The sequence below is a fragment of the Serratia sp. (in: enterobacteria) genome, from assembly GCF_051654945.1.
In the GTDB taxonomy this organism is placed as follows: domain Bacteria; phylum Pseudomonadota; class Gammaproteobacteria; order Enterobacterales; family Enterobacteriaceae; genus Chania.
Map to the genome: position 1 here is coordinate 304,854 of NZ_JBOFZA010000043.1, position 14,749 is coordinate 319,602.

Consider the following 14,749-nt stretch of genomic DNA (forward strand, 5'->3'; position numbering starts at 1 on the left):
GGTTATCTGCGAATGGGCCGCCTAGCGGCCCATTTTATTTTGTTGCGCAGAAAATCACGCCAACTGTAATATCTGTTAAACAACATTCGATTTACCCCCCCTGCCCTACACACTAGAATGACGCAGCTTTGCCGAGGCTATTCCAACTGGCTAAGTCCCCCCCGCTTAACCCGTTGGAATAGGTTCTATCGAGGTCTACATGAACGACAATATAATGACGCCCCAAGAACGTCGCGCGACCTGGGGCTTGGGTACCGTTTTCTCTCTGCGCATGCTCGGCATGTTTATGGTATTACCGGTACTGACCACCTATGGCATGGCGCTACACGGTGCCAGCGAGGCGCTGATTGGCCTGGCTATCGGTATTTATGGCCTGGCACAGGCGGTATTCCAGATCCCCTTCGGCCTGATATCCGACCGCGTTGGCCGTAAGCCGCTGATCGTCGGTGGGCTGTTAATCTTCGCCCTGGGCAGCGTGATCGCGGCCTTGAGCGACTCTATCTGGGGCATCATACTTGGCCGGGCGTTGCAGGGGTCCGGGGCAATCGCCGCTGCGGTCATGGCACTGCTGTCGGATTTAACCCGCGAACAGAACCGTACCAAGGCAATGGCGTTTATCGGCGTCAGCTTCGGCATCACCTTTGCTATCGCCATGGTGGTGGGGCCCATTGTCACTCATGCCTTCGGCCTGCATGCGTTGTTCTGGATGATTGCCGTGCTGTCACTCGCCGGTATCGCCATTACCTTGCTGGTCGTCCCTTCCGCCGACCAACACGTACTGAACCGAGAGTCGAGTATCGTACGGGGTAGTTTCAGCAAGGTGCTGAACAATTCGCGGTTGTTGAAACTCAACTTTGGCATCCTGTGCCTGCATGTCTTGCTGATGTCCAGCTTCGTCGCCCTGCCGCTGGCGATGGAAAAGGCCGGATTGGCCGCGGCGGATCACTGGAAAGTCTATCTGGTCACCATGCTGGTGTCCTTCGTTGCCGTGGTGCCCTTCATCATTTATGCGGAAAAATACCGCCGCATGAAACAGGTCTTTATGGGCTGCGTGGCGATACTGTTTTGTGCCGAGGTGGTGCTGTGGTTCTCTGGCCAGCATCTGTGGGGCATCATTGCCGGGGTACAACTGTTCTTTATGGCGTTTAACGTCATGGAAGCCATTCTGCCCTCGCTGATCAGCAAAGAGTCACCAGCGGGCTATAAAGGCACCGCGATGGGCGTTTACTCCACCAGCCAGTTTATTGGCGTGGCTATCGGCGGCAGCGTGGGCGGTTGGTTGTATGGGTTACAGGGAGCAGGATTGGTGTTCATCGCCGGTGCCGTGCTTGCCGCAGTCTGGTTTGTGGTCAGCAGCACCATGAAAGAGCCGCCATACGTCAGCAGCCTGCGGATTACCTTGTCTGAACTGGCGGTAAAAGATTCGGCGTTGCAAAGCCGCTTGTTGGCTCAGCCGGGTGTTGCAGAAGCGATTGTGGTGCCCGAGGAGCGCAGCGCCTACGTGAAGGTGGATACCAAACAGACCAATCGCGGTGAGCTGGAAGCCCTGATCGCTGCGCTATAAAGATTTGGCTTTATCGTCTGATGTTCCCCCTCACCCCAACCCTCTCCCAAAGGGCGAGGGAGCTGGTACGGTGTTGAGGTTGAAAGCGGAATTAAACTTGTGGCACGGGCGGTCCCCTCTCCCGGTGGGAGAGGGGCTATAAAACTTAATCGCGGAAGTTTTTAAACTGGAACGGCTGCCCCAGATCGGCACCACGGATCAGTGCCATCACGCCTTGCAGATCGTCGCGAGCCTTACCGGTAACGCGGATTTCATCCCCCTGGATCTGCGCCTGTACCTTCAGCTTGCTGTCTTTGATCAGCTTGACGATCTTCTTCGCCACTGAGCTTTCGATCCCTTTTTTAAGCTTGGCATCCACGCTGTAGGTTTTCCCACTGTGGGTCAGCTCTTCCGGGATCTCCAGCGCGCCGCCGTCAATGCTGCGCTTCATCAGTTTTTCACGCAGGATATCCAGCAGTTGCTGTACCTGGAAGTCAGACTCGCTGGCGACCTTAATGCTTTCGTCTTTCTCGTTCAGCTCAAAGCTGGCCGGGACGTTACGGAAATCCCAACGGGTACTGAGATCGCGGGTGGCGTTCTCAACGGCGTTACGAACTTCCTGCATATCAATTTCGGAAACGATGTCGAAAGATGGCATACTTCTCTTCCTCCTGAATGGGTGCTCTATGATTTTCGATGCCGTGCATAATACCCGCTTTGCGGTGTCAGGCAAAATTCAGATATGCGCTTGAACAAGACGTTCAACCACAGAAAAGCCTATAATCAAAAGGATCCATCAGTGGTCTTACCGGACACCAGGGAGATGAAATGAAAATAACCATTCTTGGTTGCGGTGCGCTCGGACAACTGTGGCTTGCCAAGCTATATCAGCAGGGCCACGATGTACAGGGATGGTTGCGGGTGCCCCAACCATTTTGTGCGGTCAACGTCATTGAACCCGACGGCACATCGTTTAACCGTAATTTGCCCACCAACGATCCCGAACACCTGCGCAGCAGCGAGTTGCTGCTGGTCACGCTGAAAGCCTGGCAGGTTTCTGGCGCGGTGACAGCATTGCTGCCCAAATTAAACCCTCGCTGCGCCATTTTGCTGTTACATAACGGCATTGGGACTCAAGAAGAGTTGCCGCCGCACAGCCAGCCAGTGCTGCAGGGCATCACCACGCATGCCGCACGCCATGATGGCAACACCATTGTACACGTCGCCAATGGCACCACCCATATCGGCCCAACGACCCAGCAAGCCACCCATCTGAGCCATCTGGCAGAGATACTGCATCAGGCCCTGCCAGACGTTGCCTGGCATAACAATATCGCTTCGGCCAGTTGGCGCAAGCTGGCGGTCAACTGCGTCATCAATCCGCTGACGGCGCTGTATGACTGCCGTAATGGCGACCTGCAACGCTATCCAGAACAGATAGAGCTTATCTGCCGTGAAGTCGCCAGCGTGATGGAGATGGAAGGTCACCACACCTCGTGCGAAAGCCTGATGTTCTATGTGATGCAGGTGATCCAGTCGACGGCGGACAACACCTCCTCGATGTTGCAGGATATCCGTGCCCAACGGCACACCGAAATCGACTACATTACCGGCTATTTGCTGCGTCGCGGACGCAGCCACGGCATCCCCCTGCCTGAAAATACCCGGCTGTTTGAAATCATTAAACGCAAGGAAAATAGCTATGAGCGCAACGGCGTTGGTCTGCCTGGCACCTGGTAGTGAAGAAACCGAAGCAGTTACTGCCATCGACCTGCTGGTACGTGCCGGAGTCAAAGTCACGACCGCCAGCGTAGCCAGTGACGGCGATTTGACCATTGTCTGCTCACGTGGCGTGAAGCTGCTGGCAGACGCCCCTCTGGTGGCGATTGTTGACGAGCATTTTGATGCCATCGTTTTACCGGGCGGTATCAAAGGCGCAGAGTGCTTTCGCGATAGCCCGCTATTGGTAGAAAAAGTCCGCCAGATGCATCTGCAGGGCAACATTGTGGCCGCCATCTGTGCGGCGCCGGCCCTGGTATTACAGCATCACAAGCTGTTCCCCATCGGCAATATGACCGGCTTCCCCGGCCTGAAAGAGCAGATCCCTGAAGGCCAGTGGATAGAAAGACGCGTGGTGTTCGATCCGCGCGTCAACCTGCTCACCAGTCAGGGTCCTGGCACCTCAATGGAGTTTGCCCTGAAGTTAATCGATTTGCTGTTGGGGAAAGCCAAGGCGGCGGAGATAGCGGCGCAACTGGTGCTCATTCCCGGCATGTACGACTTCCGCGATTGAAGTTGTTCCGGCAGGCCATTTGGCCTGCCGAACAAATGTGCTATTCGCTGATAGTAAAGGTCAGCGTTGACAGCAATACGGACTCATCGCATTTCGCCTTATCCGCATAAGGCAGTTTGTGTTCGGTTTCGACCACCCAATATCCCGCCTTCAACGGATAAACGTTAACTCTGCCCTTGCCGTCGGTCTGATTCAAAAAGGCTTTGGCATGGCTATGGGTATGCCCGTGGTGCTCATGTTGGTCACCAAAACCGGCAAACGTTGCCGTCACATCGGCATTCTTTAGCGGTTTACCGTCATATAAGACCTGTATTGGCAGCGGCTGCCCTGGCTTGATGGTTGCCGGGTTGGCCAGGGGGATAATTTCCAGCTGAAACCCCTGCGGCTGGCTGATGACCGCTGTCTCCGTCGCCCCATCAATATTCACTACGGTTTTGCCGAACATGGAGGCCCGCTCACAGTAGAGCGCGTCGGGCATTTCCGTCCTGCTCTGCTGTTGCCATCCCGCTTTATTTTTCGACCAATAGGTAGGTTTATAGATAGCGATAGCGGCATAGCTGCCTTTGGCCAACGGCTTTTCCGTCACGAACTGGTAATTCTCTTTACCCGGCTTCAGCACCAGATCCCCACTCTCTCCAATCAGCTGTGCCGGCTGGAAAATGTGCAGGCGTTCTTCAGGGATCGTTTCTGCGGTGGGGAATTCATCGCCATAGCCAAGCTCAATCGTGCTCTGCCCACCCGCAGCGGGAAGTGCATTAACCCACAAAGAATGGGCCTGTAACGGGCTGATAAACAACCAGGGTAGGATTACCGCCAACGGTTTTAACTGCATGAACGTGCTCCTTTTGATTTATGAAATGTTATAACGTAACAATAAATAAACCACAGTAAGCCGATATGTCAAAGTTATTCGTAGGGAAAGGGTAAAAAGAGGATCAAACAGAAGGGGTAAGAGTAGCAACACCACAGCAGCGGCATTGCTACCCTTAAAGCAGATTACGGGCGGTATACTTTGACGTTGGCGTAGCCCTGCTCCAGCAGGTACAGCGCTTGTAACCGGCTCATCACGCCACGGTCACAGTACAGCAGATAGGTTTTGCTCTGATCGAGATCGGCAAACTGGGTGCCTAACTTGTAGAACGGCAGCGGTTTAACTTCTACCTGCGACAGTTGCAGCGGCTTCTCTTCCTGCTCATCCACCGAGCGGATATCCAGGATCACTTCGTCAGCGCTGAATTCAGCCACGGTTTCTACTTCCGCGACCTGCTGGCGTGCTTCTTCTGCAATGGTGCGGATATCGACGTTACGCGCTTCGCGCACCACGCGATCGAGGATCTCGAAGTCAAAATGCCCTTCTTCCTCTTCAATCCTGGCCTTGATGGCTTTTACCGTCGGGCTTTTCGAGATCACACCGCAATACTCCGGCATGGTCTTGGCAAAATCTTCGGTGCCGATTTCACGCGCCACGTTGATGATGTGCTCTTTATCGTGCGAGATCAGCGGGCGCAGGATCAGGGTATCGGAGGCGTTATCGATCAGACGCAGGTTGGTCAGGGTCTGGCTCGAAACCTGGCCCAGCGCTTCGCCGGTCACCAACGCCTGCACGCCATAACGTTCAGCGACCTGGGAAGCGGCACGTACCATCATGCGCTTGAGCACCACGCCCATCTGGCCGTCGTCGACCTTTTCCAGGATCTCACCGACCACCGGCTCAAAGTCGATGGCAATAAAACGCACTTTGTGTGAGCTACCGAAGCGGTTCCACAGATAATAGGCAACCTGTTTAACGCCAATTTCGTGCGCCGCACCACCCAGATTAAAGAAGCAGTAGTGTACGCGACAGCCACGGCGCATCAGCATATAGCTGGAAACGCCAGAATCAAATCCGCCGGAAATCAGTGACAACACGTCTTCCTGCGTGCCGATTGGATAGCCGCCAATCCCTTCGCGGCGCGCCTTGACCAACATCAATTTGTCGTCTTCGATTTCCAGATTCACCGTAACCTGCGGGTGTGAAAGCTTCACGCGCGCACTTTCGATATGCTGGTTCAAACCACCACCGACGTAACGTTCCACATCCTGCGAACTGAACTCATGCTTGCCACGACGTTTCACCCGCACACAGAAGGTCTTGCCTTCCAGCTGCTCGCGGTAGGTCTCCAGCGTCTGCTCAAAGATATGGTGGACATCGGTATAAGCGCGGTCTTCCACTTCCAGGATATGGTGAATGCCAGGAATACGCGTCAAGGCATCGGCAATCACCGGGCGCTGGTTCTCGTCTTTGGCGCGCACCTCGATAAAATCCCAATGACGGACAACCGCCAGAGTTTCATCATACTGCTTCAGAACGTTGCGGATGTTGGTAGTCAGGATCTTAATGAAGCGCAAGCGCACAGATTGACTCTTGATGGTGATTTCCGGGAACAATTTAATGATAAACTTCATGGCGGTCTTTATAGTCTGATGAGAATTACGGGGTAAAAAACCAATACCTCAGTCTTTCCAGCGGCGGCGGCTAGCTGCCACTGCAAGGCTATTAGGTATACAATGGCGATAAGATTGATAAAATCGCGGGCTGACCGGGCTTTTATCAATCTTATCTGGGCGCGAAGTATATCACTATCTGCCCGTGCGCCGTGCACAAAACCACATAGACGTGCCATGATTTGCTAATCAAGATCCGCTAGGATAGGCTCTGGTACCCCTGTTCACATGATGATGTAAAAAGAAAATTATGGCGAAAAAACCTGCACAATCAGACAATAAAGAGCAAAGCATCAGCTTTGAGAACTCTCTGAGTGAACTTGAGAGTATCGTGACCCGTCTGGAATCCGGTGAATTACCGCTGGAAGATGCGCTTAATGAGTTTGAACGCGGCGTTCAGTTGGCGCGCCAAGGCCAACAAAAACTGCAACAGGCGGAGCAGCGCGTACAGATCCTGCTCAACGACCAAAACGACGATGCTGCACTGGCCCCTTTTACCCCGGACGCTGAGTAATTACGATGTCTGAGTTCCACGATCAGTTACAGGCCTTCCATCAGCGCAGCGATCGCGCACTGCTTGGTTACATCGCTCCGCTGCCGTTCAATGATGGAAAAATGGTTTCGGCGATGCGTCACGGCGCCTTACTGGGCGGTAAACGGCTACGGCCTTTTCTGGTTTATGCCACCGGACAGATGTTTGGCCTGAGCCTGGAGAATCTGGATGCCCCTGCGGCCGCAGTGGAGTGCATCCATGCCTATTCGCTGATCCATGACGATCTGCCAGCGATGGATGACGACGACCTGCGCCGTGGCCAACCCACCTGCCATATCAAATTTGGTGAAGCCAACGCCATTCTGGCGGGCGATGCTTTGCAAACGCTGGCTTTCTCAATCCTGGCCGATGCCGAGATGCCCGACGTCGCGCTGCGCGATCGGCTGGCAATGATTTCCGAACTGGCCAAAGCCAGCGGCGTTGCCGGTATGTGCGGCGGCCAATCTTTGGATCTGGAAGCCGAAGGCAAGCAGATCGATCTGCAAGCGTTAGAGCAGATCCATCGCCATAAAACCGGCGCGCTGATCCGTGCTGCGGTGCGCCTGGGGGCATTGGCCGCCGGTGAGCCGGGACGTGCTGCGTTACCTGAACTTGACCGTTACGCCGCGGCCATTGGCCTGGCGTTTCAGGTACAGGACGACATTCTTGACGTCGTGGGCGAAACCGAAAAAATCGGTAAACGCCAAGGTTCCGACCAGCAACTTGGCAAGAGTACCTACCCGGCGCTGCTTGGGCTTGACAGCGCCAAGTTAAAAGCGTGGGATCTTTATCAGGAAGCCTTGGCAGCATTAGAATCGTTGGCCACACAATCTTATAACACCGCGCCATTACGTGCGTTGGCCAACTTCATTATTGAACGCGACAATTAACTCCTCTGATATGAGTACTGAATGAGTCTTGATATAGCCAAATACCCGACCTTGGCCCTAGCGGAAAACCCGGAAGAGCTCCGTTCATTGCCAAAAGAAAGCCTGCCGAAGTTGTGTGATGAACTGCGGCAATACCTGCTGGACAGCGTCAGCCGTTCCAGCGGCCACTTTGCGTCTGGGCTGGGTACCGTCGAGCTGACGGTGGCTCTGCATTACGTCTACAACACCCCTTTCGATCACCTGGTTTGGGACGTGGGCCATCAGGCTTATCCACACAAGATCCTCACCGGTCGCCGTGACCGCATCTCGACCATTCGCCAGAAAAACGGTCTGCATCCATTCCCGTGGCGTGCCGAAAGTGAATATGACGTGTTGTCCGTTGGCCACTCTTCAACCTCGATCAGCGCCGGTCTGGGTATGGCCGTGGCCGCCGCACGTGAGGGTAAAAACCGCCGCACCGTCTGCGTGATTGGCGATGGTGCCATCACCGCTGGCATGGCGTTTGAAGCCATGAACCACGCAGGCGACATCACCCCGGATATGCTGGTGGTGCTGAATGATAACGAAATGTCGATCTCCGAAAATGTTGGGGCGTTAAATAATCATCTGGCACAACTGCTGTCTGGCAAGCTCTACTCCACGCTGCGTGAAGGCGGTAAGAAAGTGCTCTCCGGCCTGCCGCCAATCAAAGAGCTGATCAAGCGTACCGAAGAACATCTCAAAGGCATGGTGGTGCCTGGCACGCTGTTTGAAGAGCTGGGCTTTAACTACATTGGCCCGGTAGACGGGCACGACGTGCAGGCATTGGCCGCCACGTTAAAAAACATGCGTGACCTGAAAGGCCCGCAGTTGCTGCACATCATGACCAAGAAAGGCCGTGGCTATGCACCGGCAGAAAAGGATCCGATCAGCTTCCACGCGGTACCGAAATTTGATCCGGCCAGCGGCACCCTGCCCAAAAGCGCTGGTGGCCTGCCAACCTATTCCAAGATCTTTGGTGAATGGCTGTGTGAAACGGCGGCCAAAGACAGCCAGTTGATGGCGATCACTCCGGCCATGCGCGAAGGCTCCGGTATGGTGCAGTTCTCACGCGACTATCCGCAGCAATATTTCGATGTGGCGATCGCCGAACAGCATGCGGTCACTTTCGCCGCCGGGTTGGCGATTGGCGGTTACAAGCCGGTGGTCGCAATCTACTCCACCTTCTTGCAGCGCGCCTACGATCAGGTGATCCACGACGTGGCGATCCAGAACCTGCCAGTCATGTTTGCCATCGATCGCGGCGGCATTGTCGGGGCCGACGGCCAGACTCACCAGGGCGCATTCGATATTTCATTCCTGCGCTGTATCCCCAACATGGTGATCATGACGCCAAGCGATGAAAATGAATGCCGCCAGATGCTGTATACCGGTTACCACCATAACGATGGCCCAACGGCGGTACGCTACCCACGGGGTAACGGTACGGGTGCAACGCTGGAGCCTTTGGCCGCATTGCCGCTAGGTAAAGGCATCGTGCGCCGCGAAGGGGAAAAAATCGCTATCCTCAACTTTGGTACCCTGCTGGCGGAAGCCGCTCAGGTTGCCGAAGCGATGAATGCCACGCTGGTGGACATGCGCTTTGTCAAACCGCTGGACGAACAGCTGGTGCTGGAAATGGCCGCCAGCCACGAAGTGCTGGTGACGCTGGAAGAAAACGCCATCATGGGCGGAGCTGGCAGCGGGGTTAACGAACTGCTGATGGCTAAACGTCGTGTGGTTCCGGTACTGAATATTGGCCTGCCGGATTACTTTATTCCACAGGGCGGCCAGGAAGAGATCCGCAGCGATCTGGGCCTGGATGCTGCCGGTATTCAACGCCAGATCGAAACTTGGTTGGCATAAACTAGCTAAGGGCGTTCACATTGGGCGCCCTTATCAATCCCACTCTCCAACGCCACACCCATCAAAAAATGCAAAAACCCGACTGGTGAGGTCGGGTTTTTGCATTTTGGCCGATAACTCTGGCCGGGGTAGAGCCATCTCTTACTAACAGTCTCAGTATAAGACAAAAGGTTGACCGGAGCAAATTTGTACAGCACCGCCGTTTCCGCTTCATGTAACCAAAGCAAAGCAGAGCCAAAACGCAAAAAAAACGACTGGTGAGGTCGGTTTTTTGCGTTTTGACCGATAACTCTGGCCGGGGTAGAACTATCCCTAACTAACACGGGACCAGTCTAAGACAAAAGATTGAGAGGTGCAAATTTGTACAATTTGGCGCTCGTTTTTTACTCACCTCTCCGATATAATCAGGAGGTTAGTCATAGTGATAGTTGAACTCTGGCCTTCCGCAGCGTGGGATAGACGTCTTCAAGTCCTGGCTGAAATACAGGTGGTGCTGATTTCAGTGCTCTGGCCGGAGTAGAGCCATCTCTTACTAACAATAGAGATAAACCGTTGTGACAGGCAGCGTATGGGTAAACAGCGGCGTTCTCACTCCACTTGATGGAGAAACGGATGAAAACTTTGCTTGATAAAGTTCTCATCGTTCTTAAAGCGCTGGTTGCGCTGCTGGAACTGATCCGCCGGCTCATCGATTGATGACGGTGGAAACGTAGCTAAGGTCGGGGGTTTGCCGCCTCCGACCTTTAATATCTTAAGACTCTTGAGCCGCGCCAAAGTGATCGTAACCGCTCCACGGCAGTTCAACCTCTTGCTGATCGCGATAGAACTTCATCCCTTCAGACTGCGGGCCGATCTGGCCAATACAGGTGTAGTCCGCACCTAAATGGCTTAACGCCACTTCCAGCGCGCCCCGATTGATCTCAGGCACCGTAAAGCACAGTTCGTAATCTTCCCCGCCGGTCAATGCCCAACGCAGCGCCTGTTCGGCATCGGTATTGCTGGTCAGCGTCTGCGACATTGGCAGTTCATCCAGCTCGATACGGGCACCGCACTCGGAGGCTTTCAGCACGTGTTGCAGGTCTGAAATCAGGCCGTCGGAGAGATCGATCGCCGAGCTGGCCAAGTCACGCAGCGCCTGGCCTTGCAGCACACGCGGCTGCGGACGCAGATGGCGCGCCAGCAAATAGTCCCGGGACACTTGATCAGACACTTGCAAACGATCTTGCAGGATGGCCAATCCGGCTGCGCTGTCGCCCAGCGTACCGGTCACGTAAATCCAGTCGCCAATGCGTGCACCGCTGCGGGTTAAAGCCCGCCCGGCCGGAATAAGACCGTGGATCGTCAACGTCATGCTCAGCGGGCCACGGGTAGTGTCGCCGCCTATCAGCTGCATGCCGTAGTAATTCATCTGTTCGAACAGGCTATCGCTGAACGCCTTGAGCCATTCTTCGTTGACTTCCGGTAGCGTCAACGCCAGTGAAAGCCACGCAGGATCGGCGCCCATTGCCGCCAGGTCGCTCAGGTTAACCGCCAGGGCTTTATAGCCGAGATCGGCGGGATCGATATCCGCCAGGAAGTGAATACCCGAAACCAGGGTATCGGTACTGATGGCTAAAAGCTGTTTTTCCGGCACTGCAAGCAGTGCGCAGTCATCACCAATGCCCAGCTGTACGTCCCGGCGCACACTTTTGAACCGGTCAAAATAGCGGGCAATGAGATCAAATTCGCCACATGCCATGGTTTGTCTTCCAAAGAAGTAAGGCCGGTTTCCCGGCCTTATATTTTATTTTTTCTTACGGATGCTGGGGGCTGCTTTATCCAGCACGCCATTCACAAACTTGTGGCTATCTTCCGCGCCGAAGGTTTTCGCCAGTTCGATCGCTTCGTTGATGGCCACTTTGTAAGGGACATCCTCACGCATTTTCAGCTCGAACAGCGCAATACGCAGCACGGCTCTTTCCACCTGGCCCAATTCTTCGAGCTGGCGCGACAGGAAGGGGGCCATCAGGCCATCCAGCATACCTGCGTTGACTGCCACACCGGACAGCAGCTCACGAAAATAGGCGACGTCAACATCTTTGACATCCTGCTCCGTCAGGAACTGGTGTTCAACATCGGCAATGTCATTTTTAGACAACTGCCAAGAATAAATCGCTTGAACAGCGCACTCACGAGCGCGACGACGAGCAGCAGGTTTCACGGAATTCCCCTTAAACTAAATTCAGGCTTTAATAGCTTTGATTACATTAATCATTTCAAGTGCGGTCAGGGCGGCTTCTGCGCCTTTGTTGCCCGCTTTGGTGCCGGCACGCTCGATCGCTTGTTCGATGCTCTCGGTGGTCAGCACGCCAAAGGCAACCGGGATCTCGGTGTTCATAGAGACTTGACCCAGACCGGAGCTGGCTTCGCCCGCCACATATTCGAAGTGCGCGGTGCCCCCACGGATCACCGTACCCAGCGCAATTACCGCATCATATTTGCCGGTGTTAGCCAGCACGCGTGCGGTTAATGGCAGCTCGTAAGCGCCTGGGACCCAAACAACGGTGATGTTGTCATCAGCAACCTGGCCGATACGCTTGAGTGCATCAATGGCACCTTGCAGCAGGCTGTCGTTGATGAAATTGTTAAAACGTGCAATTGCGATCGCCACACGGGCATTAGGAGTAGCAACAACACCTTCGATAACTTTCATGGGCTTTCCTTAAAAATGGGTTCATACCCCGCAGGGGGGCGGATTCTATCATATTCTTTGCCCGCCTGCGCGGCGCTTTTGTAAAACGCGGCCGCACCGGCAGGCAAAGGTTACATTCTCTATTTGGCGGTTAACCGCAGGCGCAGATCGGGGCCAATCTGGCGCACCTCGCTAAAGACCAACTCAGGCGCATCGGCCAATTGCGTCAAACCTGGCAACTGGCACAGGCCACGGGCATTATCACCTAATAATTTAGGCGCGATGTACACAATGAGCTCATCCACCAGCCCGGCACGCAACAGCGCTCCGGCAAGCTGTGCACCAGCCTCGACCCAGATGCTGTTCACCTGGCGCTTGGCCAGTTGCATCATCATCACCACCAGATCGATACCGCCGCCGTGCAGCGGGAAGGATAATTGCTCGACACCAGTTGGCCAAACCCGATCGTCTGGCTGCTGGCGTGCCAACCAGGTCATACCCGGCTGCTGCACCACCCGGTGCTGCGGCGTCACCCGGTTCTGGCTGTCTAAAATAATCCGCAATGGCTGGCGTAGGCTGTCACGCGGGTAGATCTGCTGGGTTTCACTGCTCAGTTCATCCCAACGCACCGTCAGCGCAGGATCGTCTGCCAACACGGTAGCGCTGGTGCTGAGGATTGCCGAGCTGGCCGCTCGCAACTCCTGCACATCCCGTCGTGCCTGCGGTGAGGTGATCCACTGGCTTTCCCCAGAGGCCATCGCCGTGCGGCCATCCAGTGAAGCCCCCAGCTTGAGCTGCACATAGGGAAAACCGGTGCGCATACGCTTGAGGAACCCCAGATTAACTGCTTCCGCTTCTGCCAGCATCACGCCGTGGCGCACGTCGATACCCGCCTGTTGCAGCTTGTAGAGCCCACGCCCGGCAACCTGCGGGTTGGGATCTTGCATAGCGGCAACCACGCGGCTGACTCCAGCCTCGATCAACGCGTCAGCACAAGGAGGCGTGCGGCCATGATGGCTACAAGGTTCAAGCGTGACATAGGCCGTGGCTCCACGCGCCTTTTCCCCCGCCATACGCAGAGCATGAACTTCCGCATGAGGCTCACCGGCCCGCAAATGGAAGCCTTCGCCCACGATGTTGCCATCGCGCACGATAACGCAGCCCACGTTGGGATTCGGCGTGGTGGTAAAGCGCCCCAGACGCGCCAGCTCAAAGGCGCGCGCCATATAGAATTCGTCGTTTTGCATGCGTTCCCGTTAATCCTGCAGTTTGGCGATCTCTTCGCCGAACTCGCGAATGTCTTCAAAACTGCGATATACCGAAGCAAAACGGATATAAGCGACCTTATCCAGCTTCTTCAAGGCATCCATCACCAGGTTGCCGACCATTTTGGTGGGCACTTCACGCTCGCCGGTCGCCCGCAGCTGGGATTTGATATGGTTGATGGCGTTTTCCACGTCGTCGGAACTGACCGGGCGCTTTTCCAGCGCTTTCAGCATGCCACGGCGCAGTTTATCTTCGTTGAACGGTTCGCGGACTTCATCACTTTTGACGACCCGCGGCATAACCAGTTCGGCCACTTCAAACGTGGTAAAACGTTCATTACAGACCAGACATTGGCGACGACGGCGCACCTGCGATCCATCACCCACCAGGCGGGAATCAATCACTTTGGTATCAACGGCAGCGCAGAAAGGGCAATGCATAACTCGTCCTGATAAGCGTTTTTATAGTTGAGTACAGTTTACCCCGAACTACCGCCACAACAAAGACCGCCGGGCATTTGTTGCGAATTGCGTCCATGATTGTGCAATAAAACAGCCATAACGGGTGCTGGGCATGACTTTGGCCAACGATCGGGCTAAGCTGGTAACCAGTGTTATTGAAGAGGAAATTGCCGCTATGACAATCCGTTATCGTCAGGTTTGCCTGCTTGCCGCCATGATCCTGTTGGCCGGTTGTGCGCAAAACCGCGAAGTGCCGAAGCTCACCAACCAGGTCGTTGAGTTGAAACAGGTGCTGGGGGAATTGACCGAGCAGGCTACCGCTCTGGAGCGCCAAAACCGGCTTAACCAAAGCTCGACCAGCGGCGTCTATCTGCTGCCCGCCGCCAATAACGCGGCCAGATTGCAAAGCAGCGTGGGTGAGCTGAGCCTGTCCCTTAACTATGTGAAGAGCGAGGCCAACGGCAGCCAGGCGACGTTGTATGTGCGTACGCTGTCCGGCCAATATCTGCCCGGCTTTACCGCTACGCTGGAGTGGGGCCAGTTGGATCCCGCAACCGGTATGCCGTTGACGGCGCAGGCGCAGTCACAACAGATCCAGAGCGCCAGTTCACTGCTGCCAAAAACCGAACAGATCTTTGAACTGCGTCTGAGTGGCGTAACGCCAGCACAACTGGGCTATATCCGTGTGCACAGCGTTGAACCACTCACTCGGCATTGATACAGCA

At 55.1% G+C, this 14,749-nt stretch carries 16 protein-coding genes; 8 read left to right on the forward strand and 8 right to left on the reverse strand.

Features of this window, described 5'->3' with window-relative positions; genetic code table 11:
- Positions 1-199: 199 nt before the first annotated feature.
- Positions 200-1,564: an MFS transporter gene (locus ACRDCA_RS07500; protein ID WP_438688956.1), complete on the forward strand. Its 1,365-nt coding sequence runs from the start codon at positions 200-202 to the stop codon at positions 1,562-1,564.
- A gap of 145 nt (positions 1,565-1,709) precedes the next feature.
- Here ACRDCA_RS07500 and ACRDCA_RS07505 read toward each other — a convergent pair whose 3' ends face one another.
- Complete coding sequence (locus ACRDCA_RS07505; RefSeq protein WP_025120334.1) at positions 1,710-2,201, reverse strand: YajQ family cyclic di-GMP-binding protein; 492 nt, start codon at positions 2,199-2,201, stop codon at positions 1,710-1,712.
- 170 nt (positions 2,202-2,371) lie between these two features.
- Between ACRDCA_RS07505 and panE the strand changes: the two genes are divergently transcribed.
- Positions 2,372-3,283, forward strand: a complete 912-nt coding sequence (panE, locus tag ACRDCA_RS07510; RefSeq protein ID WP_438688957.1) for a 2-dehydropantoate 2-reductase — start codon at positions 2,372-2,374, stop codon at positions 3,281-3,283.
- On the forward strand, positions 3,246-3,836 hold the full coding sequence (gene yajL, locus ACRDCA_RS07515) for a protein deglycase YajL (RefSeq protein WP_438688958.1): 591 nt from the start codon (positions 3,246-3,248) through the stop codon (positions 3,834-3,836). Before panE ends, yajL begins: the two co-directional genes overlap by 38 nt.
- A gap of 40 nt (positions 3,837-3,876) precedes the next feature.
- On the opposite strand, the gene ACRDCA_RS07520 is transcribed toward yajL, so the two are convergent.
- Both ACRDCA_RS07520 and thiI read right to left on the reverse strand, forming a co-directional pair.
- On the reverse strand, positions 3,877-4,668 hold the full coding sequence (locus ACRDCA_RS07520; RefSeq protein WP_438688959.1) for a DUF4198 domain-containing protein: 792 nt from the start codon (positions 4,666-4,668) through the stop codon (positions 3,877-3,879).
- Positions 4,669-4,832: 164 nt separating this feature from the next.
- The gene (thiI, locus tag ACRDCA_RS07525; RefSeq protein ID WP_438688960.1) at positions 4,833-6,281 is read right to left on the reverse strand and encodes a tRNA uracil 4-sulfurtransferase ThiI; all 1,449 of its coding nucleotides are present in this window, start codon (positions 6,279-6,281) and stop codon (positions 4,833-4,835) included.
- A gap of 289 nt (positions 6,282-6,570) precedes the next feature.
- On the opposite strand from thiI, the gene xseB reads away from it, so the two are divergent.
- The 4 genes from xseB (at position 6,571) to dinQ (ending at position 10,322) form a co-directional block, all read left to right on the forward strand.
- The gene (gene xseB / locus ACRDCA_RS07530) at positions 6,571-6,834 is read left to right on the forward strand and encodes an exodeoxyribonuclease VII small subunit (protein ID WP_438688961.1); all 264 of its coding nucleotides are present in this window, start codon (positions 6,571-6,573) and stop codon (positions 6,832-6,834) included.
- A 5-nt stretch (positions 6,835-6,839) separates the two neighbouring features.
- Entirely contained in the window at positions 6,840-7,742 is a 903-nt protein-coding gene (gene ispA, locus ACRDCA_RS07535) for a (2E,6E)-farnesyl diphosphate synthase (protein WP_438688962.1), read from the forward strand.
- 21 nt (positions 7,743-7,763) lie between these two features.
- Positions 7,764-9,626, forward strand: coding sequence for a 1-deoxy-D-xylulose-5-phosphate synthase (dxs, locus tag ACRDCA_RS07540; protein WP_438688963.1), 1,863 nt, complete (start codon positions 7,764-7,766; stop codon positions 9,624-9,626).
- A 612-nt stretch (positions 9,627-10,238) separates the two neighbouring features.
- On the forward strand, positions 10,239-10,322 hold the full coding sequence (gene dinQ, locus ACRDCA_RS07545; protein ID WP_438689028.1) for a damage-inducible type I toxin DinQ: 84 nt from the start codon (positions 10,239-10,241) through the stop codon (positions 10,320-10,322).
- 55 nt (positions 10,323-10,377) lie between these two features.
- Here the strand turns inward: dinQ and thiL are convergent, their stop codons facing one another.
- From thiL to nrdR, 5 genes are all read right to left on the reverse strand, one after another.
- Complete coding sequence (gene thiL / locus ACRDCA_RS07550) at positions 10,378-11,364, reverse strand: thiamine-phosphate kinase (RefSeq protein WP_438688964.1); 987 nt, start codon at positions 11,362-11,364, stop codon at positions 10,378-10,380.
- A 45-nt stretch (positions 11,365-11,409) separates the two neighbouring features.
- Positions 11,410-11,826 (reverse strand): transcription antitermination factor NusB, encoded by a 417-nt coding sequence (gene nusB / locus ACRDCA_RS07555; RefSeq protein WP_025120323.1) that lies wholly within the window; start codon positions 11,824-11,826, stop codon positions 11,410-11,412.
- Positions 11,827-11,847: 21 nt separating this feature from the next.
- Complete coding sequence (gene ribH, locus ACRDCA_RS07560) at positions 11,848-12,318, reverse strand: 6,7-dimethyl-8-ribityllumazine synthase (protein WP_021805495.1); 471 nt, start codon at positions 12,316-12,318, stop codon at positions 11,848-11,850.
- Positions 12,319-12,437: 119 nt separating this feature from the next.
- The gene (ribD, locus tag ACRDCA_RS07565) at positions 12,438-13,544 is read right to left on the reverse strand and encodes a bifunctional diaminohydroxyphosphoribosylaminopyrimidine deaminase/5-amino-6-(5-phosphoribosylamino)uracil reductase RibD (protein ID WP_438688965.1); all 1,107 of its coding nucleotides are present in this window, start codon (positions 13,542-13,544) and stop codon (positions 12,438-12,440) included.
- A 9-nt stretch (positions 13,545-13,553) separates the two neighbouring features.
- Positions 13,554-14,003, reverse strand: a complete 450-nt coding sequence (gene nrdR / locus ACRDCA_RS07570; RefSeq protein WP_116728136.1) for a transcriptional regulator NrdR — start codon at positions 14,001-14,003, stop codon at positions 13,554-13,556.
- Between the two features lie 196 nt (positions 14,004-14,199).
- On the opposite strand from nrdR, the gene ACRDCA_RS07575 reads away from it, so the two are divergent.
- A complete protein-coding gene (locus tag ACRDCA_RS07575) occupies positions 14,200-14,742 on the forward strand; it encodes a DUF3251 domain-containing protein (RefSeq protein ID WP_438689029.1) in 543 nt (180 codons plus the stop codon).
- Positions 14,743-14,749 lie beyond the last annotated feature (7 nt).